The organism is Cypionkella sp., assembly GCF_034376685.1.
Taxonomy (GTDB): domain Bacteria; phylum Pseudomonadota; class Alphaproteobacteria; order Rhodobacterales; family Rhodobacteraceae; genus Cypionkella.
The window spans coordinates 1-26,983 of sequence record NZ_JAXMJJ010000092.1 but is presented as its reverse complement, the minus strand read 5'-3'; the positions used below and the strand labels follow the sequence as shown (position 1 = coordinate 26,983).

At 61.9% G+C, this 26,983-nt stretch carries 25 protein-coding genes; 16 read left to right on the top strand and 9 right to left on the bottom strand.

What is annotated here, in order from left to right:
* Positions 1-23: 23 nt before the first annotated feature.
* From xdhA to U1A24_RS17350, 4 genes are read left to right on the top strand one after another with little or no spacing between them, the layout of a single operon-like run.
* Positions 24-1,427, top strand: coding sequence for a xanthine dehydrogenase small subunit (gene xdhA, locus U1A24_RS17365; RefSeq protein ID WP_322323246.1), 1,404 nt, complete (start codon positions 24-26; stop codon positions 1,425-1,427).
* Positions 1,424-3,766 (top strand): xanthine dehydrogenase molybdopterin binding subunit, encoded by a 2,343-nt coding sequence (gene xdhB, locus U1A24_RS17360; RefSeq protein WP_322323245.1) that lies wholly within the window; start codon positions 1,424-1,426, stop codon positions 3,764-3,766. The genes xdhA and xdhB overlap by 4 nt, the downstream gene beginning before the upstream one ends.
* Positions 3,759-4,688, top strand: coding sequence for a xanthine dehydrogenase accessory protein XdhC (gene xdhC, locus U1A24_RS17355; protein ID WP_322323244.1), 930 nt, complete (start codon positions 3,759-3,761; stop codon positions 4,686-4,688). Before xdhB ends, xdhC begins: the two co-directional genes overlap by 8 nt.
* A gap of 46 nt (positions 4,689-4,734) precedes the next feature.
* Positions 4,735-6,024, top strand: coding sequence for an amidohydrolase family protein (locus U1A24_RS17350; protein WP_322323243.1), 1,290 nt, complete (start codon positions 4,735-4,737; stop codon positions 6,022-6,024).
* Between the two features lie 119 nt (positions 6,025-6,143).
* On the opposite strand, the gene U1A24_RS17345 is transcribed toward U1A24_RS17350, so the two are convergent.
* A complete protein-coding gene (locus tag U1A24_RS17345) occupies positions 6,144-6,755 on the bottom strand; it encodes a TetR/AcrR family transcriptional regulator (protein ID WP_322323242.1) in 612 nt (203 codons plus the stop codon).
* A gap of 161 nt (positions 6,756-6,916) precedes the next feature.
* Here U1A24_RS17345 and U1A24_RS17340 point away from each other — a divergent pair, with 161 nt between their 5' ends.
* Complete coding sequence (locus U1A24_RS17340) at positions 6,917-7,309, top strand: RidA family protein (RefSeq protein ID WP_322323241.1); 393 nt, start codon at positions 6,917-6,919, stop codon at positions 7,307-7,309.
* Between the two features lie 144 nt (positions 7,310-7,453).
* On the opposite strand, the gene U1A24_RS17335 is transcribed toward U1A24_RS17340, so the two are convergent.
* Complete coding sequence (locus U1A24_RS17335; protein ID WP_322323240.1) at positions 7,454-7,930, bottom strand: nucleoside deaminase; 477 nt, start codon at positions 7,928-7,930, stop codon at positions 7,454-7,456.
* Between the two features lie 476 nt (positions 7,931-8,406).
* On the opposite strand from U1A24_RS17335, the gene U1A24_RS17330 reads away from it, so the two are divergent.
* The 8 genes from U1A24_RS17330 (at position 8,407) to U1A24_RS17295 (ending at position 16,145) form a co-directional block, all read left to right on the top strand.
* Entirely contained in the window at positions 8,407-9,963 is a 1,557-nt protein-coding gene (locus U1A24_RS17330; protein WP_322323239.1) for an ABC transporter ATP-binding protein, read from the top strand.
* The gene (locus tag U1A24_RS17325; protein ID WP_322323238.1) at positions 9,953-11,029 is read left to right on the top strand and encodes an ABC transporter permease; all 1,077 of its coding nucleotides are present in this window, start codon (positions 9,953-9,955) and stop codon (positions 11,027-11,029) included. The genes U1A24_RS17330 and U1A24_RS17325 overlap by 11 nt, the downstream gene beginning before the upstream one ends.
* Positions 11,026-11,949: an ABC transporter permease gene (locus U1A24_RS17320; RefSeq protein ID WP_322323237.1), complete on the top strand. Its 924-nt coding sequence runs from the start codon at positions 11,026-11,028 to the stop codon at positions 11,947-11,949. Before U1A24_RS17325 ends, U1A24_RS17320 begins: the two co-directional genes overlap by 4 nt.
* Before the next feature lie 18 nt (positions 11,950-11,967).
* A complete protein-coding gene (locus U1A24_RS17315; RefSeq protein ID WP_322323236.1) occupies positions 11,968-13,050 on the top strand; it encodes a BMP family ABC transporter substrate-binding protein in 1,083 nt (360 codons plus the stop codon).
* Positions 13,051-13,177: 127 nt separating this feature from the next.
* Positions 13,178-13,660: a VOC family protein gene (locus U1A24_RS17310; RefSeq protein ID WP_322323235.1), complete on the top strand. Its 483-nt coding sequence runs from the start codon at positions 13,178-13,180 to the stop codon at positions 13,658-13,660.
* A 21-nt stretch (positions 13,661-13,681) separates the two neighbouring features.
* Positions 13,682-14,119, top strand: coding sequence for a DUF1428 domain-containing protein (locus U1A24_RS17305; RefSeq protein WP_322323234.1), 438 nt, complete (start codon positions 13,682-13,684; stop codon positions 14,117-14,119).
* An 82-nt stretch (positions 14,120-14,201) separates the two neighbouring features.
* Positions 14,202-15,278 (top strand): FAD-dependent oxidoreductase, encoded by a 1,077-nt coding sequence (locus U1A24_RS17300; protein ID WP_322323233.1) that lies wholly within the window; start codon positions 14,202-14,204, stop codon positions 15,276-15,278.
* 75 nt (positions 15,279-15,353) lie between these two features.
* The gene (locus tag U1A24_RS17295; RefSeq protein ID WP_322323232.1) at positions 15,354-16,145 is read left to right on the top strand and encodes a GH25 family lysozyme; all 792 of its coding nucleotides are present in this window, start codon (positions 15,354-15,356) and stop codon (positions 16,143-16,145) included.
* A gap of 250 nt (positions 16,146-16,395) precedes the next feature.
* Here the strand turns inward: U1A24_RS17295 and U1A24_RS17290 are convergent, their stop codons facing one another.
* The 4 genes from U1A24_RS17290 to U1A24_RS17275 form a co-directional block, all read right to left on the bottom strand.
* On the bottom strand, positions 16,396-18,891 hold the full coding sequence (locus U1A24_RS17290) for an FAD-dependent oxidoreductase (RefSeq protein WP_322323231.1): 2,496 nt from the start codon (positions 18,889-18,891) through the stop codon (positions 16,396-16,398).
* 240 nt (positions 18,892-19,131) lie between these two features.
* Positions 19,132-19,941 carry a metal ABC transporter permease gene (locus U1A24_RS17285; RefSeq protein WP_322323230.1) on the bottom strand — a complete coding sequence of 270 codons (810 nt, stop codon included), beginning with the start codon at positions 19,939-19,941 and terminating at the stop codon, positions 19,132-19,134.
* Positions 19,934-20,707 (bottom strand): metal ABC transporter ATP-binding protein, encoded by a 774-nt coding sequence (locus tag U1A24_RS17280; protein ID WP_322323229.1) that lies wholly within the window; start codon positions 20,705-20,707, stop codon positions 19,934-19,936. Before U1A24_RS17280 ends, U1A24_RS17285 begins: the two co-directional genes overlap by 8 nt.
* Complete coding sequence (locus U1A24_RS17275; protein WP_322323228.1) at positions 20,704-21,219, bottom strand: Fur family transcriptional regulator; 516 nt, start codon at positions 21,217-21,219, stop codon at positions 20,704-20,706. The genes U1A24_RS17280 and U1A24_RS17275 overlap by 4 nt, the downstream gene beginning before the upstream one ends.
* 70 nt (positions 21,220-21,289) lie before the next feature.
* Here U1A24_RS17275 and U1A24_RS17270 point away from each other — a divergent pair, with 70 nt between their 5' ends.
* The 3 genes from U1A24_RS17270 to U1A24_RS17260 all read left to right on the top strand — a co-directional run bounded on the left by U1A24_RS17270 (position 21,290) and on the right by U1A24_RS17260 (position 24,545).
* Complete coding sequence (locus U1A24_RS17270; RefSeq protein WP_322323227.1) at positions 21,290-22,249, top strand: zinc ABC transporter substrate-binding protein; 960 nt, start codon at positions 21,290-21,292, stop codon at positions 22,247-22,249.
* Positions 22,250-22,305: 56 nt separating this feature from the next.
* A complete protein-coding gene (locus U1A24_RS17265; protein ID WP_322323226.1) occupies positions 22,306-23,271 on the top strand; it encodes an aldose epimerase family protein in 966 nt (321 codons plus the stop codon).
* Between the two features lie 116 nt (positions 23,272-23,387).
* Complete coding sequence (locus U1A24_RS17260) at positions 23,388-24,545, top strand: MFS transporter (RefSeq protein ID WP_322323225.1); 1,158 nt, start codon at positions 23,388-23,390, stop codon at positions 24,543-24,545.
* Positions 24,546-24,775: 230 nt separating this feature from the next.
* On the opposite strand, the gene U1A24_RS17255 is transcribed toward U1A24_RS17260, so the two are convergent.
* The 3 genes from U1A24_RS17255 to argF form a co-directional block, all read right to left on the bottom strand.
* Positions 24,776-25,333, bottom strand: coding sequence for an isochorismatase family protein (locus U1A24_RS17255; protein WP_322323224.1), 558 nt, complete (start codon positions 25,331-25,333; stop codon positions 24,776-24,778).
* 2 nt (positions 25,334-25,335) lie between these two features.
* Entirely contained in the window at positions 25,336-25,824 is a 489-nt protein-coding gene (locus U1A24_RS17250; RefSeq protein ID WP_322323223.1) for a DUF1993 domain-containing protein, read from the bottom strand.
* Between the two features lie 180 nt (positions 25,825-26,004).
* Entirely contained in the window at positions 26,005-26,931 is a 927-nt protein-coding gene (gene argF, locus U1A24_RS17245; RefSeq protein ID WP_322323222.1) for an ornithine carbamoyltransferase, read from the bottom strand.
* Positions 26,932-26,983 lie beyond the last annotated feature (52 nt).

The following is a 26,983-nucleotide window of genomic DNA, read 5'->3' as shown; positions in this document are numbered from 1 at the left end:
AAAAGACCGCGGCAGGATGAACCATGACCGACACAGCGTTTCTCTTGAACGGAACGCCGGTGCGCATCACAGGCGGCAGCCCGACGCGCACCCTGCTGGAATACCTGCGTGAAGACCAATCCCTCTGCGGCACCAAAGAGGGCTGCAATGAGGGCGATTGCGGTGCCTGCACCGTCATGGTCACCGACGCGAACGGCCCGAAGGCGCTTAACGCCTGCATATTATTCCTGCCGCAACTGCAGGGCTGCGCCGTCCGCACCGTCGAGGGCATCTCTGGCCCGAACGGCGAACTCCACCCCGTGCAAGCCGAGATGATCGCCCACCACGGCAGCCAATGCGGCTTCTGCACGCCGGGTTTCATCGCCTCAATGGCCGTAGCCCACACCCAAAACCGCACCGACCACGACACCACCCTCGCCGGAAACCTCTGCCGCTGCACTGGCTACGCGCCTATCATCCGCGCCGCCATCGCCGCTGAATCCACACCCGTCCCCGATTGGATGCAGACCGACAATGTCATCCTCTCTGCTCAAATATCCTCGGAGCGGTTCGGGGAGGCAGACAGCCTTCCCGGCGTATTCCGCCCAACCAACAGCGATGATCTCGCCGACTGGTATCAGCAAAACCCCGATGCCACCCTGATCGCCGGTGCCACCGATGTCGGGCTCTGGGTGACCAAACAGCTGCGCGACCTCGGCCCCATCGCCTTCCTGAACGCCATCACTGACCTGCAACAAATCGAACACTCCCCCGGCCACCTTCACATCGGCGCAGGCGTCACCATCACCCAACTCCGCGAGGCCCTGCTGCCGCACCACCCCTCCTTCGCCGAACTGCTGCGCCGCTACGCCTCGGAACAGGTCCGCAACGCCGCCACCATCGGCGGCAACATCGCCAACGGCTCGCCGATCGGCGATGGCCCGCCCGCCCTGATCGCGCTGGGGGCCACCCTGCATCTGCGCAAAGGCGACGAGATCCGCACTATCCCGCTGGAATCGTTCTTCATCGAGTACCGCAAACAAGACCGCCACCCCGGCGAGTTTGTCGCAGGGCTAACCATCCCCTCAACCGCCCCAAACTTGCGCTGCTACAAACTGACCAAACGCTTCGATCAAGACATCTCCGCCGTGCTCGGCTGTTTCAATATCTCCACCGAGAACGGCCAAATCACCCAAGCCCGCATCGCTTTCGGCGGCATGGCAGGCATCCCCAAACGTGCCACCCATGTCGAAAACGCGATCCTGAACAAACCCTTCACCCTGGAGACCCTGCAAGCCGCGCTCCCCGAATTCGGCAAAGACTTCCAACCGCTGACCGACATGCGCGCGTCCTCAGCTTACCGCCTGACCACCGCGCAGAACCTGCTGATCCGCTACTTCCACGACCTGAACGGCACAAAAACCAACGTGCTGGAGGTCTCGCTATGACGATGGGCAAACCCCTCCCGCACGACTCTGCGCCCCTGCACGTCACAGGCCAAGCCCGCTATATCGACGACATTCCCCTTCCCGCAGGCACCCTGCACGCCGCCTTCGGCCTAAGCACCTGCGCCCACGGCAGCATCACCGCCATCGACCTTTCCGCCGTCCGCGCAGCCCCCGGCGTGATCAAAGTCTATGCCAGCGCCGACTTCGCCGAGATGCCCGATTGCTCGCCCTCCACCCATGACGAACCCCTGCTCGCCGTGGATAAAGTCCATTACGCGGGCCAACCGGTTTTCCTCGTCATTGCCGACACCCACCTCAACGCCCGCAAAGCCGCCCGGTTGGGCAAAATCACCTACGCCGAACTTCCCGCGCTGCTGACCGTCGACGACGCCCTCAAAGCCAACTCCCGCTTTGAACAAGGCCCGATCATCTGGGCGAAAGGCGACGCCGCAGCGGCCATCGCCACCGCCCCGCAGATCATCGAAGGCACGATGGAGGTTGGCGGCCAAGAGCACTTCTACCTCGAAGGCCAGATCGCCGCCGCCATCCCGCAAGAAGACGGCATGCATGTCTATTCCTCGACCCAGCATCCCACTGAAATCCAACACAAAGTCGCCCACGCCCTGCATCTGCCGATGTCCGCCGTAAGGGTCGAAACCCGCCGCATGGGGGGCGGTTTCGGCGGCAAGGAATCCCAAGGCAATGCCCTCGCCATCGCCTGCGCCATCGCCGCCCGCGACCTGAACAAACCCTGCAAAATGCGCTACGACCGCGACGACGACATGATGATCACCGGCAAACGCCACGACCTGCGCGTCACCTACCGCGCCGGGATCGACGTCGCGGGACGTATCTTGGGGATAGATTTCACCCACCTCGTCCGCTGCGGCTGGGCGCAAGACCTGTCGCTTGCCGTTGCCGACCGCGCCATGCTGCACGCCGACAACTGCTACCACCTGCCCGATGTTCGTATCGAAAGCCATCGGCTAAAAACCAACACCCAATCCGCCACCGCCTATCGCGGCTTCGGCGGCCCGCAAGGCATCATCGGGATTGAACGGGTGATCGACCATATCGCCCATACGCTGAAAAAAGACCCTAATGAGATCCGCAAACTCAACTACTACCGCGCCGCAGGCCTCACCGGCCCCGGCACCGGCCACCGCATCGGCTCCACCTATTCCCCCGCCAATTCTGCCCCGCAATCCACCCCCTACTTCATGGAGGTGGAAGATTTCATCGGCCAAGACATCCAAGACGCCTTGGAGAAATCGAGCAATTACCAAGCCCGCCGTGCCGAAATCACCGCTTGGAATAGCACAAACCCGATCCTGAAACGTGGGCTGGCCTTCACCCCGGTCAAATTCGGCATCTCCTTCACCCTGACTTGGCTGAACCAAGCGGGCGCGCTGGTGCATGTCTACCAAGACGGCTCGATCCACCTCAACCACGGCGGCACCGAGATGGGTCAGGGCCTGAACCAAAAGGTAGCCCAAGTCGCAGCCTCGGTATTTGGCGTTGACACCTCGCAAATCAAGATCACCGCCACCGACACCGGAAAAGTCCCCAACACCTCTGCCACCGCCGCCTCCTCTGGCGCCGATATGAACGGCATGGCCGCGCAAAACGCGTGTCAGATCATCCGCGCCCGCATGGCCGATTTCCTTGCCGACAAACTCGGCAGCCACCCTAACGAAGTCCGCTTCGAGAATGGCAGCGTCCGGGCGGGCGGAGAAACCTACCCCTTCGCCCAAGTCGTTGCATGGGCCTACCAAGCCCGCATCTCGCTCTCCTCAACCGGCTTCTACGCCACCCCCAAGATCAACTGGGATCGCGTCAAAGGCAAAGGCCGCCCGTTCCTGTATTTCGCCTACGGAGCCGCCGTCACCGAAGTCGTCATCGACAGCCTCACCGGCGAAAACCGCATCCTGCGCACCGACATCCTGCACGACGCCGGAACCAGCCTAAACCCCGCCCTAGACATCGGCCAGGTCGAAGGTGCCTATGTGCAAGGCGCAGGCTGGCTGACCACTGAAGAACTGGTCTGGAACGCCAAAGGCGCTTTAACCACCCACGCCCCCAGCACCTACAAAATCCCCGCCTGCTCCGACCGCCCCCCTGTTTTCAACGTCGCCCTCTGGGATAAACCCAACCGAGAAGACACCGTCGGCAAGTCCAAAGCCGTGGGCGAGCCGCCGTTCAACCTCGGCATCTCTGCCTTCCTCGCGCTGTCAAATGCCATCGCCGCCTGCGGAGACGGCAGCCGCTACCCAAGCCTAGACGCCCCCGCCACCCCCGAACGCATCCTCGCCGCCGTGCAGGATCAGCGCCATGTTTGACCTGACCCAACTCGCCCAATCCGTCGCCCAACACGGCCCCACCGCCCGCGTGGTCATCGCCGCCCACCAAGGCTCCTCGCCGCGCGAGGTCGGGGCCGCGATGCTGGTCTGGGCGACAGGCCAATCCGGCACCATCGGCGGCGGCGCGCTAGAGCATCAAGCCACCGAACACGCCCGCGCCCTGCTGCTCACCCACGGAAAATCCCTCACCCACACCGCGCTTGGCCCCAAACTGAACCAATGCTGCGGCGGCGCTGTCACCCTGTTCACCGAGGTTTTCACCGCCGAAACCCTGCCAGACCCCACCCTCCTGATCGCCCGCCCCACCACTAACGCGCTGATGCCGCTTGCCGTCAAACGCCTGCTCGCATCGGCCCGCAACCAAGGCGCACTCCCCAGCCCGCACCTGCTGCAAGGCTGGATGATAGAACCCCTCGCCAAACCGCAACGCCAGCTCTGGATCTGGGGCGCTGGCCATGTCGGACGCGCCCTCGTCCACACCATCACGCCCCTCCCCGATCTCCACATCACCTGGATCGACACCGCCCCCAGCCGCTTCCCCACCGCCATCCCCGAAAACACCACCGCCCTCCCCGTCGCCGACCCCAGCAATGCAGTCCATCTTGCCCCCAAGAATGCCGAGCACCTGATCCTGACCTATTCCCACGCCCTCGACCTTGACCTCTGCCACCGCCTGCTGCTGCACGGCTTCCGCTCGCTAGGCCTGATCGGCTCACAAACCAAATGGGCCCGGTTCCAATCCCGCCTGCGTGCCCTCGGCCACCCCCCCCAAACCATCGCCAAAATCACCTGTCCGATCGGCGACCCCAGCCTTGGCAAACATCCGCAGGCTATCGCCATTGGCGTCGCTGCCCATCTGCTTCGCCCCGCAACACAGGCCACCCGCAGCCTGACAGCCTGACAGCCTGACAGCCACCGCCAATCCCGCAAACCTCCAAGGGGCACCCATGTTCGATCTGATCCTGCGCAACGCCAACCTCCCCGATGGCCGCAAGGGCCAAGACATCGCCATCTCCGCCGGCAAAATCGCGGAAATCGCCCCCCACATCCAAGCCACCGCCCGAGAAGAAATCGACGCCACAGGCCGTCTCGCCAGCCCGCCCTTCGTTGATCCCCACTTCCACATGGACGCGACGCTGTCGCTCGGCCTGCCAAGGATGAACCGCTCCGGCACCCTCTTGGAAGGTATCGCCCTCTGGGGCGAACTCCGCCCCACCCTGACCATCGACGCACTGGTAGACCGCGCCCTGCGCTACTGCGACCTTGCCGTCACCCAGGGCCTGCTCGCCATTCGCAGCCATGTCGACACCTCTGACCCGAAGCTCACCACGGTCGAAGCGATGCTAGAGGTGAAACAAAAAGTCAAACCTTACATAGACTTGCAACTCGTCGCCTTCCCGCAAGATGGCTACTACCGCACCCCAACCGGAGCCCAATCCCTCACCCGCGCCCTAGACATGGGCGTCGATATCGTCGGCGGCATCCCGCATTTCGAACGCACCATGGCCGAAGGCCAAGCCTCAGTCGAAGCCCTCTGCCGCCTTGCCGCAGACCGCGGCCTGCCCGTCGACATGCACTGCGACGAGACCGACGATCCCAACTCCCGCCATGTCGAAACGCTCGCCCAACAGACCATCCGCCACGGCTTGCAAGGCCGCGTCGCAGGCTCGCACCTGACCTCGATGCATTCGATGGACAATTACTACGTCTCAAAACTGATCCCGCTGATCGCGGAATCCCAGATGAACGTGATCCCCAATCCGCTGATCAACATCATGCTTCAGGGCCGCCACGACAGCTATCCCAAACGCCGCGGCATGACCCGCGTGCCGGAACTGATGCAGGCTGGCATCAACGTCTCATTCGGACATGATTGCGTGATGGACCCGTGGTATGCGATGGGCTCGGGCGACATGCTGGAGGTTGGTCACATGGCGATCCATAGCGCCCAAATGAGCAGCCTTGAGGATAAAACCAAGATTTTCAACGCCCTGACCATCAACTCCGCCAAAACCATGGGGCTGGAAAACTACGGGCTGGAAAAAGGCCGCAACGCCGATCTGATCCTGCTGCAAGCCCGCGACCCCGCCGAGGCGCTCCGCCTGAAAGCCACCAAACTGCTGGTGATCAAAGCGGGCAAGATCATCGCTCGCACTGCACCCCGCATAGGCGCGCTGTTCCTCGAAGGTCGACCCTCTGAAATCGACCCAGCACTGGGCTTCGCGCCAGATTACTAACGGAAACTCCCGCACGATCGGGAGTTAGCTTCCGGCTAGCCTGTTTGGAAAGCCAAACCGGCCTGAGTATTTAAAAATGACCAACTGCCGGAGAATTGCTCTTTCCCAAATACTCACTTCTATTCTGGCTCTGAACCGCTTCCCTCCGCCAGAAAGCCGCTCAACAGGCAGGTCAAGGCCGCGACAGCCTTCGGCAGAATCGTCTGCGGCGCGTCACTTGCGGCAACCCACAAGGCGGCGTTCAACGCAGCGCCATTGATCAACCGCGCGGCGGCCTCCACATCAACCGGCTTCAGAAGGCCCTCTGCCTGCAGCTGACCAATCTTCTGCCGTGTCGCCGCCAGACACGCATTTTGACTGGGCCATTGCGACGGATCGCCCAAAAACGCAGGCCCATCCAGCAGCACGATCCGCTGGATTTCGGGGTCCAGAGCCAGATTGATATAGGCGCTGCCCTCTGCCAGCAGGCCCTCCCACAACGATCCGGCATCCGCTGCCGCGGCCTGTGCCCGCGCCGCCATCTCGCCGTCAACCTGTGCCACGACCGCCGCCAGCAGACCCTTCTTGTCGCCGAAGTTGTGATAAAGCGCGCCGCGCGTCAGACCCGCCCCAGCGGTCAATTCATCCATCGAGGCTGCGGCAAAGCCCTGTTCGGCAAAGGCTTTTCGCCCCGCTGCGATCAGCTTGGCGCGGGTTTCTTCCATCATCTCACTACGACGTTTTGCGGCCATTTCACCCTCGCTCACATACGCGACGTATTTAAATTGACATACGGAGCGTATGCACAATATATAACATACGCTCCGTATATAAATCTTTGGGCAGAATGTGTAGCCGCTTCTGACGCGGGTTTTCGCGCACGGCAGCCCAACCAACCCAAAAGGACTTCCCCATGACACAGCGCAGCGCCGTCTTCCCGGCCAACCGTCACGCGCTTTACGAGGCGCATGGCTATTCCGCCGCCATCCGCTCGGGCGATCTGTTGTTCGTCTCGGGCCAAGTAGGCAGTCGCGCCGACGGCAGCCCCGATCCTGATTTTGAGACCCAGGTCCGGCTGGCGTTTTCCAATCTGAGTGCCACACTTGCAGCCGCTGGCTGCAGTTTTGACGATATCGTCGATGTGACCACATTCCACACCGACCCCGAGAACCAGTTCCCAACCATCATGCAGGTGAAAAATGAGATCTTCACCGCCCAGCCCTACCCAAACTGGACAGCGCTTGGAGTGACATGGCTGGCGGGCTTCGACTTTGAAATCAAGGTGATCGCGCGTATTCCCAACTGAACGAGAGCAGCCTGCGCCGCCTCCGCTTCCGATCTCGAACGACGCAAAAGGCGGTGCAGGCGGCACCTGAGAAAACGTTGCCTGCGCCGCAGCTGCTGATTTATGGCTTCATAAATCGTCACGATTTATGCTCTTCATAAATCGCTACCCCCAGACCCCCTGATGCACCACAGCCGCCTCATCCTCCAGCATCGGCCCGATCACCTCGACCTGCCGCTGCCCCGCTTCAAACACCACCCGACATGGCAAGTCCAAAGTCGGATTCTCGGGATGATTGCCGGTGATTTCCTTCAACTGATGCTCTGACATGCCGTAAACCACGCGCTTCAACCCGGTCCAATAAATCGCCCCCGCGCACATCGCGCAGGGTTCGGCCGAGGTGTAAATGGTGCATTCCCGCAGCAGCTCCGCAGGCAGCGAGGTCGAGGCCCGTGTCATCAACACCCGCTCAGCATGGCCGGTCATATCGTGATCCGGCATGTAGGCATTGTGCTGCGTCATCAGCACCTCCCCATCCGGCCCGACCAGAATGGACGCAAACGGATGCACCCCGGCCAGCTTGGCCTTTTCTGACTCCGCAATCGCCAGCCGCAGCAGTGCCACATGATCCAGTTCCGCCATCGCTTGCTCCTATTCCGCCCAATCCGTTGGCAGCAGAGTCGCGCCTTCCCAGCCGTCAATCAAGCCAAGTTTCACCCTGAACCTGCATCAAAAAACCGCAACTGCTTCTGCCTGCGCCTGATAATCAAGCAGCTCCGCGCATCCACCCTGACCGACACCCGCACAGAATACCCGCTACAGCCTTGATATATCGGTAATATCCCTACCCTTGCTCATGTCATAATTCTCACCCATCCCCCGAGCCAATGCTTGCGAGCCTGCCGCCATCCGGTCTAACCTTGCCCAGCCCATCCGCGCAAAAATCGGGCATCTGCCGTCTGCTGGGAAACCCCTGAAACCATGCCGCTTTCAAGAAAAACCACGGCCATTACCCCCGGAAAACTTGAAAGTCTTTCAAGTCCATTCCGCATAGCCACCGCCCCGCCCGCCAGTGTCCACTACGCCACCATCCCCCAGCCTTAAGGACCAAGCGCCCGATGCAAAGCCCCCCCCGCCTCGATCTTTCGGGCATCACCAAACGCTTTCCCGGCGTGCTTGCCAATGATCAGGTCAGCTTTGCGGTGCAACCCGGCGAAATCCATGCGCTGCTGGGCGAAAACGGCGCGGGCAAGTCAACGCTGGTGAAGATGATCTACGGCATCATGCAGCCCGACGCGGGCGAGATCCGCTGGAACGGCCAGCCCATCACCATTCAAAACCCCAAAGCCGCCCGCAAACTTGGCATCGGCATGGTGTTTCAGCATTTCTCGTTGTTCGAGGCGATGACGGTGCTGGAAAACATCGCCCTTGGCATGGACGCCAAAATCCCCGCCCGCGATCTCGAGGCGAAAATTATCGCCGTGATGCAGCAATACGGGCTAAAGCTGGAGCCCCACCGCATTGTCTCCACCCTCTCGGTTGGCGAGCGTCAGCGCATCGAAATCGTCCGCGCGTTGCTGTTAAACCCCAACCTGCTGATCATGGACGAGCCCACCTCGGTGCTGACCCCGCAAGAGGTGGAACAGCTGTTCGTCGTGCTGCGGCAACTGGCGTCTGAGGGCTGCTCGATCCTGTATATCTCCCACAAACTGCATGAGATCAAAGCCCTCTGCCACACCGCCACCATCCTGCGCGGCGGCAAGCTGGTCGATACCTGTGATCCCGCCGTTGAAACCTCGCGCTCGATGGCCGAAAAAATGATCGGCGGCAGTCTGAAAGACATCACCCGCGGCGAGGGCCGTGCCTTGGGCAGCGCCAAGCTGATCGTGCAGGGCCTCAGCGTTCCGAAAGACGGCCCTTTCGGCGTCGCTCTGAAAGACATCAGCTTTTCGGTCAAAGCCGGCGAAATCTTCGGCATCGCCGGGGTTGCGGGCAATGGCCAGAACGCGCTGCTGCTTGCCCTCTCCGGCGAAATTCCCGCCATCAGCGCCACGGCAATCCATGTCGACGCCACGCAGGTCGGCACCCTCAGCGCCAAGCAACGTCGCCTTGCCGGCATGGCAAGCGTGCCAGAAGAACGCAACGGCCACGCCGCCGTGCCCGATTTCAGCCTGTCCGACAACGCCATCCTGACCGCGCGCGACCGCATGGGCATGGTGTCGGGCGGCATGGTCAACGCCCGCGCGGCCCGCACCTACGCGGGCGAAGTCATTGCCGCCTTCTCGGTCAAAGCCACTGGCCCCGGCGCGATGGCGGACTCGCTCTCGGGCGGCAACCTGCAAAAGTTCATCATGGGCCGCGAGATCATGCAGAAACCGCAGGTTCTGGTGGTCAGCCAGCCGACATGGGGCGTTGATGCAGGCGCTGCCGCCGCCATCCATCAGGCCTTGGTCGATCTTGCCGCCACCGGATCGGCCATCGTGGTGATCAGCCAAGATCTGGATGAACTGCTGTCGCTTTGTGACACGCTTGCGGTGATCAACGAAGGCCGCCTGTCGCAACCGATGCCCGTCGCCGGGGCGAATATCGAGGAGATCGGCCTGTTGATGGGCGGCGTCCACGGTGATCCCAACGCGCCAACCCATATCTCGCCGGAGCTTGCCCATGCATCTTAAGCTGGAAAAACGCCCCGCCCCCAGCACCTTCATGCTGATCGCCACCCCTATCGCCTCGGTCCTATTAACCATGCTGATCGGCGTCATCGTGTTCGACGCCATCGGCATCGAGGGCGAGCGCGCGGTGATCGACATCTTCCTCACCCCGATCCTTGCCAGCTACAAATGGCAGGACGTGGCGGTGAAAGCCGCCCCGCTGATCATCATCGCGCTGGGTCTTTCCATCGGCAACCGCGCGCAGATCTGGAACATCGGTGCCGAAGGCCAGTATGTCATCGGCGCGCTTTCTGCCGCAGGTGTCGGTCTTGCCGCTGGCCCCGAGGCTGGCGCGTTTACCATCCTGTTGATGATCCTTGCGGGCATCTTGGGCGGTGCGGCTTGGGCTGGCATCCCGGCGCTGTTGAAAACCCGCTGGGACGTCAACGAAATCCTGACCTCGCTGATGCTGACCTATGTCTCGTTCCAAGTGCTTGGCTACCTTGTCGGTGGCCCGTGGAAAGACCCCAATGGCCGCAATTTCCCCGGCACCGCCCCGCTGCCCGACAGTCTGACCCTGCCCATCCTGTTCCCCGGCACCACGGTTCACTTGGGCGTTGCCATCGCCCTGATCCTGCCCTTCGTGTTCTGGCTGATCATGTCGCGCTCGGTGTTCGGCTTTCAGGTCCGGGTTGTCGGCTCCGCCCCGCATGCCGCCCGCCACGGCGGCTTTGACGCCAAGCAAACCATCTGGGCCGCGCTGCTGATCGGCGGCGGCATGGCGGGCCTCGCGGGCGCGCTGGAGTTCACCGGCAGCCTGAAAGCCATCAACCTCGGCTTTGCCTCTGGCTACGGCTTCACCGCCATCATCGTCGCTTTCCTCGGCCGCCTGCATCCCATCGGCTGCCTGATCGCGGGTTTCGTGCTGGCCGTCACCTATGTTGGCGGTCAGGTCGCGCAAACCACCGTGCATATCCCGAATTCCACCGCAGGCATCTTCCAGGCCATGATGCTGTTCTTCATCCTCGCCTCGGATATCCTGATCCGCTACCGCGTCCGCATCGTCAAACCCACAGGAGCGCGCGCATGAGCCCGGAATTTCTGATCGCCGCCATCGTCACCATCGTCGGCCTTACCACCCCGATCCTGCTGGCGGGGTTGGGCGAGTTGATCACCGAGAAATCCGGCGTGCTGAACCTTGGCGTCGAAGGCATGATGCTGATGGGGGCTGTTTCAGGCTTTGCCATCACCGCCTTCACCTTCAACCCGTGGCTGGGCGTGCTGGGGGCTGCCGCTGGCGGCGCGTTGTCGTCAATGCTGTTCGCGGTGCTGGTGCTGCAACTGAACTCCAACCAGGTCGCCACCGGCCTTGCCCTGTCGATCTTCGGCACCGGCCTGTCGTCGCTGATCGGCCAATCCTTCACGGGCCGCATCGTGCCGCAATTCGGCTCGATCTTCCCCGATGTGCTGGCGAAAGACCCGATCCTGAAACTGGTGTTCGGCTATTCGCCGCTGGTGTATTTCGCTTTGATCATGGTGCCACTGACCGCATGGTTCCTGAAATCCACCCGTGCCGGGCTGATCCTGCGCGCGGTCGGTGAAAACGACCATTCCGCCCATTCCATCGGCTATTCGGTGATCGGTGTGCGCTACGCCGCCATCGCCTTCGGCGGCGCTATGGCGGGCATCGGTGGTGCTTACTTCAGCATGGTGATCACCCCGATGTGGGCCGAGAAAATGACCGCCGGTCGCGGCTGGATCGCCCTCGCCCTCGTAGTCTTTGCCGGATGGCGCACCGGTCGGCTGTTGCTCGGCGCGTATTTCTTCGGCATCCTGATGGCACTGGAACTTTACGCCAAAGCCGCCGGATTTTCCTTCATGCCATCGCAGTTCTGGGCCGCAATGCCCTTCGTTATGACCATCGTGGCGCTGACCATCATCTCATCGCGCGGCAATGTCGGTGCCTCGGCCCCGGCCTGTCTCGGCAAGCCTTTCCTCCCCTCTACCTAAACCCAACAGGAGAATAAAATGACGACACTCAACCGTCGCAGCCTGATGAAAGCCGCAGGCGCTGCTGCCACGCTTTCACTGGTCGGCACCACGGCCCATGCCGCAGACAAAGTGAAAATCGGCTTCGTCTTCCTCGGCCCTATCGGCGATTATGGCTGGACCTGGGCGCATAACAAAGGCCGCGAGGCGGTGGATGCAGCGCTCGGCGATAAAGTCGAAACCGTCTATGTCGAGAACGTCGCCGAAGACGCCTCCGCCATCCCGGTGATGCGCGATCTGGCCCAGCAGGGCTGCAAGCTGATCTTCACCTGCTCGTTCGGCTACATGGATCAAACCCTTGAAGTCGCCAAAGAATTCCCCGATGTGAAGTTCGAACACTGCACTGGCTTCAAACGTGCCGACAACGTCGCCACCTACAACAGCCGCTTCCACGAAGGCCGCGCCGTCCTTGGCACCATCGCGGGCAAAATGTCGAAATCCGGCACCTTGGGCTATCTCGGCTCGTTCAAGATCCCCGAAGTCGTGCTTGGCGTGAACGCATTCGCGCTGTCCGCCCAGCGCCAGAACCCCGCCGCTGTGGTCAAAGTCGTGATGATCGACAGCTGGTTCGATCCGCCGAAAGAAGCTGCCGCCACCGAGACCCTTGTGAACCTCGGCTGCGATTTCGTCACCACCCACACCGATAGCCCGGCACCGCTGCAAATCCTTGAGCAAAAGGGCCTCTACGGCTTTGGCCAAGGCGCTGACATGTCGGCCTTCGCCCCCACCGCCCACCTCACCGCGATCGAGGATATCTGGGGCCCCTACTATATCCTGCGTGCCCAAGCCATCGTCGACGGCACCTGGGCTTCGACCGACACCTGGGATGGCATGATCGACGGCACCGTGGTGATCTCGCCCTACAACGCCGCGGTCACCGCCGAGGCCGTGGCTTTGGCGGATGAGGTCAAGGCAGGCTACATGGCCGGCACGTTTGACATCTTCACCGGCCCGATTTTCGATCAAGACGGGGTCGAGAAAGTCAAAGCCGGCGAAGTGATGACGCTGGAACAACTCGCCACGATGGATTGGTTCGTCAAAGGCGTCGAAAGCGCGTCCTAAGCGCCTGCTAAGCCGATCCTTGCCACTCTCGAAGGCCCGCGCCCCCTGCGCGGGCCTTTTGCTTGCTTTGCGCGCGATCCGGTGAAAAACTACCTTGAATTCAATGCAAACTGGAAAGGCCGCTCTCATGGCTAAAATCGCCAAAAACACCATCTGCATCTGGTATGACAAAGACGCCGAAGCCGCCGCCAACTTCTACGCTTCCGTCTTCCCCGACACCAAAGTCAACGCCGTCTTCCGCGCCCCCGGCGACTACCCGTCCGGCAAGAAAGGCGACGTGCTGACGGTTGATTTCACCGTCTGCGGCATCCCCTGCATGGGCCTAAACGGCGGCCCGATCTTCCAACATAGCGAAGCGTTCTCGATGCAGATCGCCACCGACGATCAGGAAGAAACCGACCGTTACTGGAATGCCATTGTCAGCAATGGCGGGCGTGAAAGCGAATGTGGCTGGTGCAAAGACAAATGGGGCATCAACTGGCAGATCACCCCGCGCACCCTGACCGAAGCCATGACCGCAGGCGGTGCCGAAGCCGCGCGCGCCTTCGCCGCGATGATGACGATGCAAAAGATCGACGTCGCCAAAATCGACGCCGCAAGGCGCGGCTGACAGATTGCTAGGGCACACCCGATGAGCCATCCCTATTTCGACTGCTACCTGATCCCCGTCGCAACCGCGAAACTGGCCGCCTACAAGCGCTTCTCGCAGCAGATGATGGCGGTCTATGTCGAATATGGTGCTGTCCGCATCACCGACTGCATCCTTGATCCGGCGACGACCGATGGCACGCAGTTCCACGCCGAAGCCGCGCAGGATCGGCTGCAAGCCAGCACGCTGCGCGATTTCCCTACCGCCGCGGCCACGCAAGCCGGTGAGACGGTGATCCTGTCATGGACAGAATGGCCCAGCAAAGCCATCCGCGACGCAGCCCTGCCCCGCGTGCTCGCCGATCCACGCGTCCAACCCAAACCGGGGGAAGACATGATCTTCGACGGCAGCCGCCTGATCTCGGGCGGCTTCTTTCACTTCGCAAGCTTAGGCCGCGTCGATACCACGCAAAATGGCTGAAACTGCAACGCATTCTGCCAACACCCTCTTGCATTCCGCTTGGCTCTGACAACCAATCGCCCGCAACAACACGGGGGCAGATATGAGCGCGGATTTCCTGATCATCGGTGGCGGCATTGCAGGCGTTTCCGCCGCAGCCCGCCTGTCACGGCACGGCCAAGTCACCCTGCTCGAGGCCGAATCCAACCTCGCGCATCACGCCTCCGGTCGTTCTGCCGCGCTCTATGAACCCCGCTACGGCCTTGCCCCCGTGGTCGAACTTTCGCTCGCCTCGGGCGATTTCTTCCGCGCCAGCGCCAATGTCCTGTCCCCGCGCGGCCTGATGATCCTCGGTCGCCCCGGCGAAGACGCCACGTTCGAGCGCGACATCGCTGACATGCACCTGCCCGAAGTGCCGTTCGAACAGGCCCGCGCCCTCGTCCCCATCCTGAACCCGGCCACCGTCAGCCGCACCGCCCTCGCAGATCACGCATGGGACATAGACACCGACCTGTTGCTGCAAAACTTCGCCCGCGCAGCCAAATCAAACGGCGCACAATTCCACCTCAACGCCCGCGCCAGCGCCATCACCAAAACCGCCAAAGGCTGGCGCGTCAGCACCGCCAGCGGCGATCACGAAGCCGCCATCCTGATCAACGCCTCGGGCGCTTGGGTCGATCACACCGCCGAAATGGCAAGCATCAAACCCTTGGGATTCCAACCCAATCGCCGCTCGATGGCCCGCATCCCCGCCCCCGGCGGCCATGATGTGACCCACTGGCCGATGATGTTTGGCTGTGGTGAGACTTGGTATGCCAAACCCGATGCAGGCGCTTTGATCGTCTCGCCCGCCGAAGAACACGCGATGGACCCGCATGACGCCTGGGCCGACGATATGGTGCTGGCCGAGGGCCTCGCGCGCTACGAAGAATGCGTCACCGAACCCGTCACCAAACTGCTGTCAAACTGGGCCGGTCTGCGCACCTTCTCCCCCGACCGCGTGCTGGTGATCGGCCCCGACGCCGCTGACCCCACATTCTTCTGGCTGGCAGGCCAAGGCGGCTACGGCTTTCAATCCAGCCCTGCCGCCAGCCAACTGGCCTGCGATCTGATCACCGGCACCCCGCCCAGCGCCAGCGCCGCGCTGATCGCCGCCCTCTCCCCCGCCCGCTTCGGATAAAGCCACGCGGGGGATTCCGCTTAGATGCAAATTTCCCCCGCTGACAAAACGCCCCGGCTCTGGCATTTTGCCAGCATGCGCCACGCCATAGCCCTCGCCCTGATCCTCAGCCTCGCCGCTTGCGGCGGTGGGCGTCGTGAAACCCACCAATCCACCACCTCACCCACCGCGACCCCCAGCCGCGCCAATTTCGGCGATGTGCATCCGCAAGATTTCGGCTCGACAGCACCGCAAGACCACCGCATCCACGGCATTGACGTGTCAAAATTCCAGCCCGCCGTGGATTGGCAAACCGCACAAGCCAATGGCGTCAGCTTTGCTTTCATCAAGGCGACCGAAGGCGGCGATCAGGCCGACCCGTTGTTCCGCCAACACTGGCAAGCTGCCGCCCGCGCCGGTGTGCCGCGCGGCGCTTACCACTTCTACTACCACTGCCGCCCCGCGATCGAGCAAGCCCGCTGGTTCATCGATAACGTGCCCCGCACCCAAGGCGCTTTGCCCCCGGTGCTGGATATGGAATGGACGCCAACCTCACCGACCTGCCGCATCCGCAACAGCCCGGACCATATCCGTGCCGAGGCGCAGATCTTCATCCGCGCGCTGCAATCGCATTACGGCCAGCGCCCGATCCTCTACACCGCCATCGACTTCTTTGAAGACAACCAGATGTGGAAAGTTCAGGGCGTCGATTTCTGGCTGCGCTCGGTCGCAGCCCACCCGCGTGATCTTTACGCAGGTCAGCACTGGACGTTCTGGCAATACAGCGGCACCGGCCAGGTTCCCGGCATCGCCGGTAAAGTCGATCTGAACGCCTTCGCAGGCAACGCCCGCGACTGGCAAGCCTGGCTCGCTGCCAGCCAACGCTAAACGCGCGCCTACCAGTTCCTAAAATTTGTCTAAAATTTTCGCCGCCTAAGCGCCGCACGCCGCCCTGCCATTTCACATTGGCTCAAATATTCCACGGGGGTCTGGGGGGTGTGAAACCCCCAGCGGTCAGCCATAAAAACTAAGGGCGGCAGGATCACTCCCACCGCCCCCAATCCTTAACGATCCGTAAACGCCCAAACCCAACCCTTTGCTCCCAAAAGATTAGTTCCAGCGTCCACGCGCGGACAAATCAGCCATCCACCCGAATACGCGCATTGCTCGGATCAAACGGAGAATCCTCAACCACCACCGCATCCCACAACTCGCGATTCATCCGAACCTTCAGCTTGGTGCCGACCTCCGCCAGATCAGGCCGCACATAGCCCATCCCAATCTGCTTGCCGAACGCCACCGAATAGCCGCCCGAGGTCAACCGCCCGATCTTCACCCCATCCAGCAAAAGCGCCTCTTTGCCCCAAGGATCGGTATCGCTCGGCCCGTCAATCAGCAGCGTGCAGCACTTCGACCGAATCCCCACATCCAGCATCGCCTGCTTGCCTTGGAAATCCTTCTTCAGATCGACAAACCGATCCAAAGCCGCCTCCAACGGCGTCGCATCACGGCCCAACTCGTTGCCGAAGGCGCGGTAAGATTTCTCCTGCCGCAGCCAGTTCTGCGCCCGCGCGCCGACCAGCTTCATGCCATGCTTGGCCCCGGCGGCGATCAACTGATCCCACAGATAGCGCTGCATCTCGATCGGATGGTGCAATTCCCAGCCCAACTCGCCGGTATAAGCCACCCGGATCGCATTCACCGGGCACATCCCCAACTCAATCCGCCGCGCCGACAACCACGGGAAACGCTTGTTCGACAGCGCAGTTTCCGGGTTCTCGTCCTTGATCAGCTCCGCCAAAATCTTCCGCGCGTTCGGCCCCGCAATCGCGAACACCCCCCATTGCGTGGTGACATCGTGGATCTCGATATAGCCGAACTCCGGCGCTTTATCCTCGGCACATTTCCGCAGATAATCCGCGTCATAAGCCGTCCAAGCCCCGGCGGAGACGAGGTAGTAATCATTCTCGCCATTGCGCACGATGGTGTATTCCGTCCGCGTCGTCCCCGCAGGGGTCAGCGCATAGGTCAGGTTGATCCGGCCCACTTTCGGCAAAGCATTGCAGGTGAACCAATCGAGAAAAGCGGTCGCCCCCGGTCCTTTCACCACATGTTTGGTGAACGCCGTCGCATCAATCAGACCAGCGGTTTCACGGATCGCCTTGGCCTCATCCACCGCATATTGCCACCAAGCCCCACGCCGGAACGACCGCGAGTTATGGTCGAAATCCTCTGGCGCATTCAGCGGCCCGTAGTAAATCGGCCGCTCCCAGCCATTCACCTGACCAAACTGCGCGCCCAAAGCCTTCTGGCGATCATAAACCGGCGCAGTCCGCAGCGGGCGGCAAGCTTCACGCTCTTCATCCGGGTGATGTAGGATGAAGACGTGATCGTAGCATTCCTCATTCTTGCGCGCCGCATATTCCGTCGTGATCCAAGACCCATACCGACGCGGATCGAGCGAGGCCATGTCGATCTCAGCCTCACCATTCACCATCATCTGCGCGAGGTAATAGCCGGTGCCGCCAGCCGCCGTGATGCCAAACGAGAAGCCTTCCGCGATCCACATATTGCGCAAGCCCGGCACCGGGCCAACCAGCGGGTTGCCATCCGGCGTGTAGCAGATCGGGCCGTTGAAATCGTCTTTCAAACCAACCACTTCCGACGACGGCAGGCGATGGATCATCGCCATATATTCCGCCTCGATCCGCTCCAGATCCAGCGGGAACAGATCGGCGCGGAAGCTGTCCGGCACCGAATATTCAAACCGCGCAGGCGCACCCTTTTCATACGGCCCCAAGATCCAGCCGCCACGTTCTTCCCGCACATACCATTTCGCATCTGCATCGCGCAGAACCGGGTGTTCCGGGTTGTTCTTGCGGTATTCGACCAACATCGGATCAGGCTCGGTCACGATGAACTGATGTTCCACCGGAATCGCCGGGATCTTCACGCCCAACAACCGCGCCGTGCGCTGCGCGTGGTTACCCGTCGCCGTCACCACATGCTCGGCCCGGATTTCAAACTTGTCATCCGAGGCGACCAGATTGCCGCCCTGCTCGACCATCCGGGTGCACGAGACAATCCACTCCGACCCGGTCCACTTATAGCCGTCCACCTGCACCTTACGCTCAATCGTGACGCCATGCTGCCGCGCGCCCTTGGCCATCGCTTGGGTCACATCGGCAGGGTTAATATAGCCATCCTGCGGGTGATACAGCGCCCCAACCAGATCATCGGTGCGCAGCAGCGGCCAACGCTCTTTCATCTGCGCGGGCGTCAGGAATTCGTGGTAAACCCCTGCGGTTTCCGCCACCGATGAATAGAGCATATACTCATCCATCCGCTCCTGATGCTGCGCCATCCGCAGGTTGCCGACCACCGCAAAGCCCGCGTTCAGCCCGGTTTCAGCCTCCAGCGATTTGTAGAAATCCACCGAGTACTTGTGAATATGCGTCGTCGCATAGCCCATGTTGAACAGCGGCAGCAGCCCCGCCGCGTGCCAGGTCGACCCAGATGTCAGCTCATCCCGCTCCACCAGCATGGTATCCCATCCGGCCTTCGCCAGATGATAGGCAATGCCATTACCAACCGCACCACCGCCCACAACCAGCGCCTTCACATGAGTCTTCATCGAGTCTCTCCGAATGGAATTTGCACCATATGTGCCGCAAGCCGCCCCGCACGGGCAAGGCCAGCCGACATATGGCGGATAAAAACGACATGGGTGTCAAAAAGCGGCATGAACATCCCTGTTTGAAACCGTCTGATGGACCTTCTAGTGGAAGGTTCATCGGCTTCATTGCGCATAAGGCCAAGGCCGTTGCGCAAGGGGCGCCGTGCCGCAAACCGAACTTGCCAATCTGCCAATTCCTTACCCGCGCCGCATCCGTCCAAACACCGCGACCACCGCGAAAATCACTGCCGCCGCCGACACAATCGACGGCCCCGCAGGCGTGTCCTGCCACAGTGACAGCCGCAGCCCCACCAAGCAGGCCAGCACGCCGAATCCCACCGCATAGGCCGCCATCGCTTCCGGAGTCCGCGCCAAGCCCCGTGCCGCCGCCGCCGGGATGATCAACATTGCCGCGATCAAAAGCGCGCCGACGATCTTCAGCGCCACCGCCACCACCAGCGCCAGCGCCAGCGTCAAAACCAAACGCTCGCGGTCCGGGTTCAACCCCGAGGCATGGGCGAGGTCTTCATTCAACGTCGCCGTCAGCAAAGCCTGCCACCGCCAGACCAGCAATGCCACCACCAGCAAAGACCCGCCCCAGACGAAGGCGAGATCCGATTTCGACACCGCCAGAATATCGCCGAACAGATAGCTCGACAAATCCGCCCGCACCCCCGGCACATAGGAAATCGCCACCAGACCAAACGCCAAAGCCGAATGCGCCAGCACCCCCAGAGTGGTATCCATCGCCCATCCGCGCGCGGCCAAGGTCGACACCGTTGTCGCCATCGCCAGCGCCACAATCAGCGTGCCAATCCCAATCGGCAGATGCAGCGCCAGCGCCAAGGCCACACCCAATATCGCTGCATGGCTGGTGGCATCGCCAAAATACGCCATCCGCCGCCAGACCACGAAAGACCCCAAAGGCCCGGTCGCCAAGGCCAAACCCAGCCCGGCCAAAGCCGCCCGCACCAAAAAATCATCAAGCCCCAACAGGTTATCAAGCATGATTGTGCCCATGATGCGGGTCCGACGGCAGACGACCATGCGCGTCAACCTGATCGGGTTCGTGGCTGTGATCATGCTGGTGCTGATACAGCGCCAGCGCGCCCTGCGATCCCAGCCCAAACAACGCCCGATACTCCGGCGCATTCGACACCACCACGGGCGAGCCCTGACAGCAAATATGCCCGTTCAGACAAATCACCCGATCCGACGCCGCCATCACCACATGCAGATCGTGGCTGACCATCAAGATCGCCGCCCCGGTTTCCCGCCGCACTTCCTCGATCAGCCGATAAAACCCCGCCTCACCGGGCTGATCCAACCCCTGCGTCGGCTCGTCCAAAATCAGCAGTTGCGGCGCAGACAACAGCGCCCGCGCCAAAAGCACCCGCTGAAACTGCCCGCCCGACAGCCCCGCCATTTGCCGCGCCTCCAGCCCCGGCAAGCCAACCCGCGCCAGCGCCTTCGTAGCCTCGCCGTCACCCACCCGCACCGGCAGCGACAAAAACCGCCGCACCGTCATCGGCATTGACCGATCTATGCTCAGTTTCTGCGGCACATAGCCCAGCCGCAGCCCGACAGCGCGGCTGACAGACCCCGCAGCCAACGGCAAAATCCCCAGCAACGCCCGCAGAAGCGTTGATTTACCCGAGCCATTCGGCCCCAGAATCGTCACGATCTCGCCCGGCTCAATCGCCAAAGACACGTCTGACAGCACCGCCTCGCCGCCAAACCGCACGGTGATATTCTGCGCCGCAAGCAGGCTCATGCCGCCACCTGACAGCTTGGGCACAGGCCAAGCGCCTCAATGGTAGAGCGTTCAATCACAAAGCCGCTTTGCCCGGCCGCCACCTGCAACGCCGCCATCACCGGCGCTGCGGGCGCTTCAGCCACCACATTGCAGCCGCGACAGATCAGGAAGGCAGGCGCATGGGCCTCACCCGGATGCATGCAGGCAGTAAAGGCGTTCAGGCGGCGGATACGATGCGCAAGCCCTTGTTCCTCAAGGAAATCCAGTGCGCGGTAGGCCACAGGCGGCTGATTGCCAAAGCCCTCGGCGGCCAGCCTGGTCAGCACATCATAGGCCCCCAAGGCCCGATGCTCCTCCAGCAGAATCTCCAAAACCCTGCGGCGCACCGGCGTCAGCCGCAGCCCCTTTTCCGCCACCAAAGCCTCGGCCCGGCTCAACGCATCCGCGCTGCAATGCGCGTGATCATGCGCCGCGAAAGCCAGATCCGGGGCTTCGCAGCCGGGGCAAGCGTCAGAATGAGTATGCGCCATGCGGCCCCCCTTGACATGTTATACTATAACAATCATACCGCCCCTCGTCGCCAAACAAAAGGCCCTCCCGATGCGTTATATCATATCTCTTGCCCTTGCCAGCCTGCCCACCGCAGCCCTCGCTGAAGTACCGAATGTCGTGACCGACATCCCCCCCGTCCACGCCCTTGTGGCGCAGGTGATGGGCGATCTTGGCACGCCGGTTTTGCTGCTGGAAAAAGGTGCGGATGAGCATGATTTCCAACTCCGTCCCAGCCAGATGCAAAGCATCGCTGACGCCGACACGGTGATCTGGATCGGCCCCGAGCTGACCCCCTGGCTCGACCGCGCGATGACCGACAGCAAAGCAGTCTCGCTGGCTTTGCTGGATGCGAAAGGCACGCAGACCCAAGCCTACCCGGCGGGTCAAGCCGAAGAGGAAGAGCACCACGATCATGACGAGGCCGATCACGCAGAGCATGTAGATCACGCGGGCCACGCCGACGAGGCTGAACACGCGCACAGCCATGACGGCACCGATCCCCACGCATGGATGAACCCCGCCAATGCTGCAACTTGGGTTGATCTGATCGCTGCCGATCTGTCCACGCTGGATCCCGAAAACGCCGCCACCTACGCCGCCAATGCCGCCAACGCCAAGACCCGCATTGCCACGATGGATGCCCAGATCACCGCCCAACTCGCTGCAATCAAAGACAAACCCTTCGTCACCTTCCACGCCGCCTATGGCTATTTCGCCGCCCACTACGGCCTCGGCCATCACGGCTCGCTGGCCTTGGGCGACGCCACCACCCCCGGCGCGGCCAAGCTGACCCAGCTGCAAGCCGAGCTGAAATCCGGTGCCTACACCTGCGCTTTCCCCGAAGTGCAACACGATCCCGCGATGTTGACGCAGTTGATGCAGGGCACCGCGACCAAACTGGGCCAGCCACTTGACCCCGTCGGCTCCTCGCTCGATTTTGGCCCGGATGCCTATGACAATCTGATGCGCGGCATTGCCAACTCCCTCAGCGCGTGCCTGAACGGCTGAACCCGCTTGACCTCCCTGCGGCGATGGGTCCTCATCGCCGCAAACAGGGGGCGCAGATGGCATATTTCGGCACAACGGCGGCGGGCGAAACCGTCGAGAAAATCACCCTCAGCGCAGGCGATCTCAGCGTCGCGATTCTGACCTGGGGCGCTGTGATCCAATCGGTGCGCCTCAAAGGCATTCCCTACGATCTCACCCTAGGCTCCGAAACCCTCGCCGATTACGAAGGCCCGCTGCGCTATCACGGCTCGATCATCGCCCCCGTGGTCAACCGTCTGACCAACGCGCAAGCCGCTCTCCACGATCAAACCCTCAACTTTCAAGTCAATTTCAACGGCCAGCACACCCTGCACTCCGGCGATGCAGGCACCCAGCTCAAGGTCTGGAACCTTGTCCACGCGACGGGAACCGAGTGCCTCCTCGCCCTGATCCTGCCCCACAATGAAGGCGGTTTCCCCGGCACCCGCCGCATCACCGCGCTGTTCCAGATCGCAACCCCCGCCAGCCTGCGCCTGACCATCACCACCACAACCGACGCCGACACCATCCTGAATGCCACCAATCACAGCTACTGGAACCTTGACGGCACTGCCGATTTCACCGGCCACAGCCTGCGGATCAAGGCCGATCACTACCTCCCCGCCACGCCCGAATTCATCCCGACTGGAGAAATTCGTCCCACCACCGATATGTTCGATTTCCGCAAATCCAAGCCCATTGGGCCCAATACCCCCGACCTCGATAATTGCTTTTGTCTCAGCCAAGCCCAGCAGCCGCTGCGCGATGTGCTCACTCTGACGGGCCAATCCGGTACCGAAATGACCGTCGCCACCACCGAACCCGGCATCCAGATCTACGATTGCCGCCACGACCACTACAAAGGCCTTGCGATTGAGGCGCAAGGCTGGCCCGATGCTCCCAACAAACCCGGCTTCCCGCCAATCACGCTGGCAAAAGGCGAAACCCTGACCCAGATCACCGAATGGCGCTTCACGCCGGGCGATAAAAATCCACAGCCCTGAAATCAGCCTACCAAATCGGCCCCCGCCTGACACAGTTGAAACAAAAGGTGCGGCTCCCCCCCTTTCCCTTACCCGCGCCAGACCCTAAGCCTGTCAGCGCTAACGGGAGGGCGCGGATGCAGCAAATACAAACCGGACGCTGGGCAGTGGCGGCAATGTTCGCCGCGAATGGCTTTGTGATGGGGGCTTGGGCGCCGCAAATCCCGCTGCTGCTGACCCGCCACAATATCAGCAACACCACCTTGGGTCTGCTGATCCTCGCGCTCGGCCTTGGTGCGGTCGGGGCCATGCTGTTCGCGGGCCGCCTGATCCAGAGCTTTGGCTCGCGCAGCATCGCCCGCGCTTTCGGCCTCGCAACCGCGCCGACCCTGCCGCTGGTGGTGTTTGCCCCCACCCTTTGGCTGCTCACCCCCGCGATGGCGCTGATGGGCGCGCTGATCGGCTCGATGGATGTGGCGATGAACGCCAATGCCGTCGAGGTCGAGCGCCGCATGGGCCGCGCCATCATGTCCTCCAGCCACGGATTCTGGAGCCTTGGCGGCTTTGTTGGCGGCCTTGGCGGCAGCTATGTCATAGCACTATGGGGTGCCGAGACTCAGGCCCTGCTGGTCGCGGGCATCACTTTGATCACCGTGCTGCTGGCCAGCCCGCACCTGATCACCGACGCCCCACACCCCACCGCCGAAAAGCCCATCCCGCATGCGCTGTTCCCACGCGATGCCAGCCTGTGGATCTTAGGTTTCATGGCGCTGTTCTGCATGGTCCCCGAAGGCGCCGTGCTGGATTGGGCGGCGATCTACCTCAGCCGCGAGCTTGGCTCCGACCTGTTCCGTTCCGGCCTCGGCTTTGCCGGATTCGCGGGCGCAATGGCGGTGATGCGCTTTGCAGGCGACCGTTTGCGTAACCGGTTCGGTGCGGTGAAAACCCTGCAAATCTCGGGGCTTATCTCTGCCGCAGGCTTGCTGGGCGGCGCGTTCGCTCCGAATGACATCGTGGCCATCGCCAGCTTTACCTTCGCTGGCCTCGGCGTGGCAAACATGGTGCCGATCATGTTTTCCGCCGCAGGCAACCACCCCGGCATGGCCGCAGGTGCGGCAATTTCCACCGTGACGATGGTGGGCTATGCAGGCATTCTGGTAGCCCCGTCCAGCATCGGATTCATCGCTGACCACATTGGTTTTCGTGCCACCTATGCAGCCCTTGCCGTCGTGCTGCTGATCGTCACGGCGCTGGCCCACCGCACCGCCGCCGCCGATGGGGTCAGGCATCTTTAGGCGGCAAGCAGCCTTCGACCCGTCAGAAAACGCTCCAGTGGAGCGTTTTCCGGGTCGTTGCTCATAAGGCTGAAAGCCGTTGAGCAAGGGGCGTTATGCCATAAACCGTCCTTCTGGAAATCGGGGCGCGCCTGTCTGGTAGGTGCGTGAAAACGCGCCTGCCGGGGCAGGCAGGCGCGGCCCGATTTGTCGCGGGACAAATCGGGCAAAAAACCCCGTCGCAGCGCCCGTTAGCTCGCCACCTGCGTTAAAATCTCATTCACCGATGCAATTTGCGCGAACTCGCCGTCCAGATTGGCCAACGTCAGCGCCAGCACATCGCCCGCCGCCATCTCGCGGCCATCCCGCAGCTTCTGGCGGAAATTGATCAAGGCATCCCCCACCACGGTGGTGGCATAGCCCAAATTCCCCGCCATCCGCGCGGTGGATTCCACACAGTAATTCGCAGCCCCGCCAACAATCACCAACCCGGTGATGCCCTCTGCACTTAGATGATCCGCCAGCCCGGTGCCAATAAATCCCGACGAGCCGTGTTTGATAAACACCGCCTCACCGGGCAGCGGAGCCGCCAGCGGCTGCACCGCCGATCCCGGCTGATCGGCGTGAAAGCTGTCTTCCGGGTTGGGGTCATTGTGATGCACATGCAGCACCGGCAAGCCTTTGTCGCGAAAGGCGGCAAGCAGGGTGGCGATGCTGGTCTCGGCGTCAGGGTTGCCCCAGACCATGCCGCGATCACGCCGCGCGACAAAATCCATCTGCACGTCGATCACCAGCAAAGCCGTTGACATCATCATGCTCCCAGAAAGTCGGTCTTACCCACTTCAACGCCATTGGCCCGCAGGATATTGTAAGCTGTCGACATGTGGAAATAGAAATTCGGCACCGCGTAGCCGTGGTAATATTCCACCGCCGGGAAGGTCAACTCGCGCGGCCCCGCCTTGACGCTGATGCTGCGCGTCTCGGCCCCGTCAAACGCCTCTGCCGGGATGGTGGCGATGAACGCAATCGTCTTGGCGATGCGCTCTTTCAACTCCGCCAGAGTGGTTTCGGTATCGGCGAAACTCGGCACCTCCAGCCCTGCCAACCGCGCAGGCGCGCCTTTGGCATGGTCACAGGCAATCGTCACTTGCCGCCACAGCGGCAGCATATCCGCGATCAGGCGCAACTGCGGGATCACCTCGGGCTTCAGCTTTTTGGCTTCTGCAAAAGCCTCGGCCTTCTCAAGGATCTTCGACAAAGCGGTCAGCGAATGGATGAAGAACGGAACCGGGTTTTGCATGGGGGCAGCCTTTCAGGCGATGTTGTCTGGCCGACAGATGGCCGCACAAACCCCGAAGATGCAAGGGGCGCAATCTTCGCCCGCAAGACCAGCGCAGGTTAACAAAACCATAACCCGCGCTGTCTAAGCTATTGATTCATATAAGGCCGCCTCAGTGTCCACACGTGGACACCAAAACCCTCAAACCCCCAGACACCAGCGCATCACCGCTTTTTGAGCATGCAGCCGGTTCTCGGCCTCATCAAAAATCACCGAATGCGGCCCGTCCATCACAGCCGAAGTCGCCTCATCATTGCGGTGCGCAGGCAGGCAATGCATGAACAAAGCGTCGGGCTTGGCATGGGCCATCAACGCCTCATTGACCTGATAAGGCCGCAACTGATTGTGACGGCGTTCCTTCGCGGATTCCGGGTCGTGCATCGACACCCAAGTGTCCGTCACCACCAGATCCGCCCCCGCCACCGCCTTGACCGGATCGCGCTCGATCATCACCCGGCTGCCCTTGCCGCGCGCAAAGCCGACGAAATTACCCTCGGGGTCCAAAGTTTCCGGCCCGGTGAAGGTGAAATCAAAACCAAACTGCCCCGCCGCATGAAGGAAGCTGCCGCAGACATTGTTGCCGTCGCCCGCCCAGACCACCTTCTTGCCCGCAATCGGCCCGCGATGCTCTTCATAGGTCATCACATCCGCCATGATCTGACAGGGATGCGTCCGGTTGGTCAGCCCATTGATCACCGGCACCGTGGCGTGTTCGGCCATCTCGAGCAAAGTCGCCTCTTCAAAGGTGCGGATCATGATCAGATCGACATAACGCGACAAAACCCGCGCCGTATCGGCAATCGTCTCGCCATGCCCCAGCTGCATTTCCTTGCCGGACAGCACCATGGTCTGCCCGCCCATCTGGCGCACGCCCACGTCGAACGACACACGAGTCCGCGTTGAAGGCTTCTCAAAAATCAGCGCCACCATGCGACCGGCCAAGGGCTGGTCATCATCCGGCGTGCCTTTCGGGCGGTTGTTGCGCGCGGTTTTCATCGCCAGCGCCGAGTTGATCATATGCCGCAAATCAGCGGCATCGGTTTTGTGGATATCAAGGAAATGTTTCATTTAGCGTCTCTTGTTGGCCGAGGATTGGGGGTTTTACACCCCCAAACCCCCG

Excerpts from the sequence above, each read along its gene's own strand:
- xdhA (WP_322323246.1), top strand. The coding sequence starts at position 24 with ATGACCGACACAGCGTTTCTCTTGAACGGAACGCCGGTGCGCATCACA.
- xdhB (WP_322323245.1), top strand. The coding sequence starts at position 1,424 with ATGACGATGGGCAAACCCCTCCCGCACGACTCTGCGCCCCTGCACGTC.
- xdhC (WP_322323244.1), top strand. The coding sequence starts at position 3,759 with ATGTTTGACCTGACCCAACTCGCCCAATCCGTCGCCCAACACGGCCCC.
- U1A24_RS17350 (WP_322323243.1), top strand. The coding sequence starts at position 4,735 with ATGTTCGATCTGATCCTGCGCAACGCCAACCTCCCCGATGGCCGCAAG.
- U1A24_RS17345 (WP_322323242.1), bottom strand. The coding sequence starts at position 6,755 with ATGGCCGCAAAACGTCGTAGTGAGATGATGGAAGAAACCCGCGCCAAG.
- U1A24_RS17340 (WP_322323241.1), top strand. The coding sequence starts at position 6,917 with ATGACACAGCGCAGCGCCGTCTTCCCGGCCAACCGTCACGCGCTTTAC.
- U1A24_RS17335 (WP_322323240.1), bottom strand. The coding sequence starts at position 7,930 with ATGGCGGAACTGGATCATGTGGCACTGCTGCGGCTGGCGATTGCGGAG.
- U1A24_RS17330 (WP_322323239.1), top strand. The coding sequence starts at position 8,407 with ATGCAAAGCCCCCCCCGCCTCGATCTTTCGGGCATCACCAAACGCTTT.
- U1A24_RS17325 (WP_322323238.1), top strand. The coding sequence starts at position 9,953 with ATGCATCTTAAGCTGGAAAAACGCCCCGCCCCCAGCACCTTCATGCTG.
- U1A24_RS17320 (WP_322323237.1), top strand. The coding sequence starts at position 11,026 with ATGAGCCCGGAATTTCTGATCGCCGCCATCGTCACCATCGTCGGCCTT.
- U1A24_RS17315 (WP_322323236.1), top strand. The coding sequence starts at position 11,968 with ATGACGACACTCAACCGTCGCAGCCTGATGAAAGCCGCAGGCGCTGCT.
- U1A24_RS17310 (WP_322323235.1), top strand. The coding sequence starts at position 13,178 with ATGGCTAAAATCGCCAAAAACACCATCTGCATCTGGTATGACAAAGAC.
- U1A24_RS17305 (WP_322323234.1), top strand. The coding sequence starts at position 13,682 with ATGAGCCATCCCTATTTCGACTGCTACCTGATCCCCGTCGCAACCGCG.
- U1A24_RS17300 (WP_322323233.1), top strand. The coding sequence starts at position 14,202 with ATGAGCGCGGATTTCCTGATCATCGGTGGCGGCATTGCAGGCGTTTCC.
- U1A24_RS17295 (WP_322323232.1), top strand. The coding sequence starts at position 15,354 with ATGCGCCACGCCATAGCCCTCGCCCTGATCCTCAGCCTCGCCGCTTGC.
- U1A24_RS17290 (WP_322323231.1), bottom strand. The coding sequence starts at position 18,891 with ATGAAGACTCATGTGAAGGCGCTGGTTGTGGGCGGTGGTGCGGTTGGT.
- U1A24_RS17285 (WP_322323230.1), bottom strand. The coding sequence starts at position 19,941 with ATGCTTGATAACCTGTTGGGGCTTGATGATTTTTTGGTGCGGGCGGCT.
- U1A24_RS17280 (WP_322323229.1), bottom strand. The coding sequence starts at position 20,707 with ATGAGCCTGCTTGCGGCGCAGAATATCACCGTGCGGTTTGGCGGCGAG.
- U1A24_RS17275 (WP_322323228.1), bottom strand. The coding sequence starts at position 21,219 with ATGGCGCATACTCATTCTGACGCTTGCCCCGGCTGCGAAGCCCCGGAT.
- U1A24_RS17270 (WP_322323227.1), top strand. The coding sequence starts at position 21,290 with ATGCGTTATATCATATCTCTTGCCCTTGCCAGCCTGCCCACCGCAGCC.
- U1A24_RS17265 (WP_322323226.1), top strand. The coding sequence starts at position 22,306 with ATGGCATATTTCGGCACAACGGCGGCGGGCGAAACCGTCGAGAAAATC.
- U1A24_RS17260 (WP_322323225.1), top strand. The coding sequence starts at position 23,388 with ATGCAGCAAATACAAACCGGACGCTGGGCAGTGGCGGCAATGTTCGCC.
- U1A24_RS17255 (WP_322323224.1), bottom strand. The coding sequence starts at position 25,333 with ATGTCAACGGCTTTGCTGGTGATCGACGTGCAGATGGATTTTGTCGCG.
- U1A24_RS17250 (WP_322323223.1), bottom strand. The coding sequence starts at position 25,824 with ATGCAAAACCCGGTTCCGTTCTTCATCCATTCGCTGACCGCTTTGTCG.
- argF (WP_322323222.1), bottom strand. The coding sequence starts at position 26,931 with ATGAAACATTTCCTTGATATCCACAAAACCGATGCCGCTGATTTGCGG.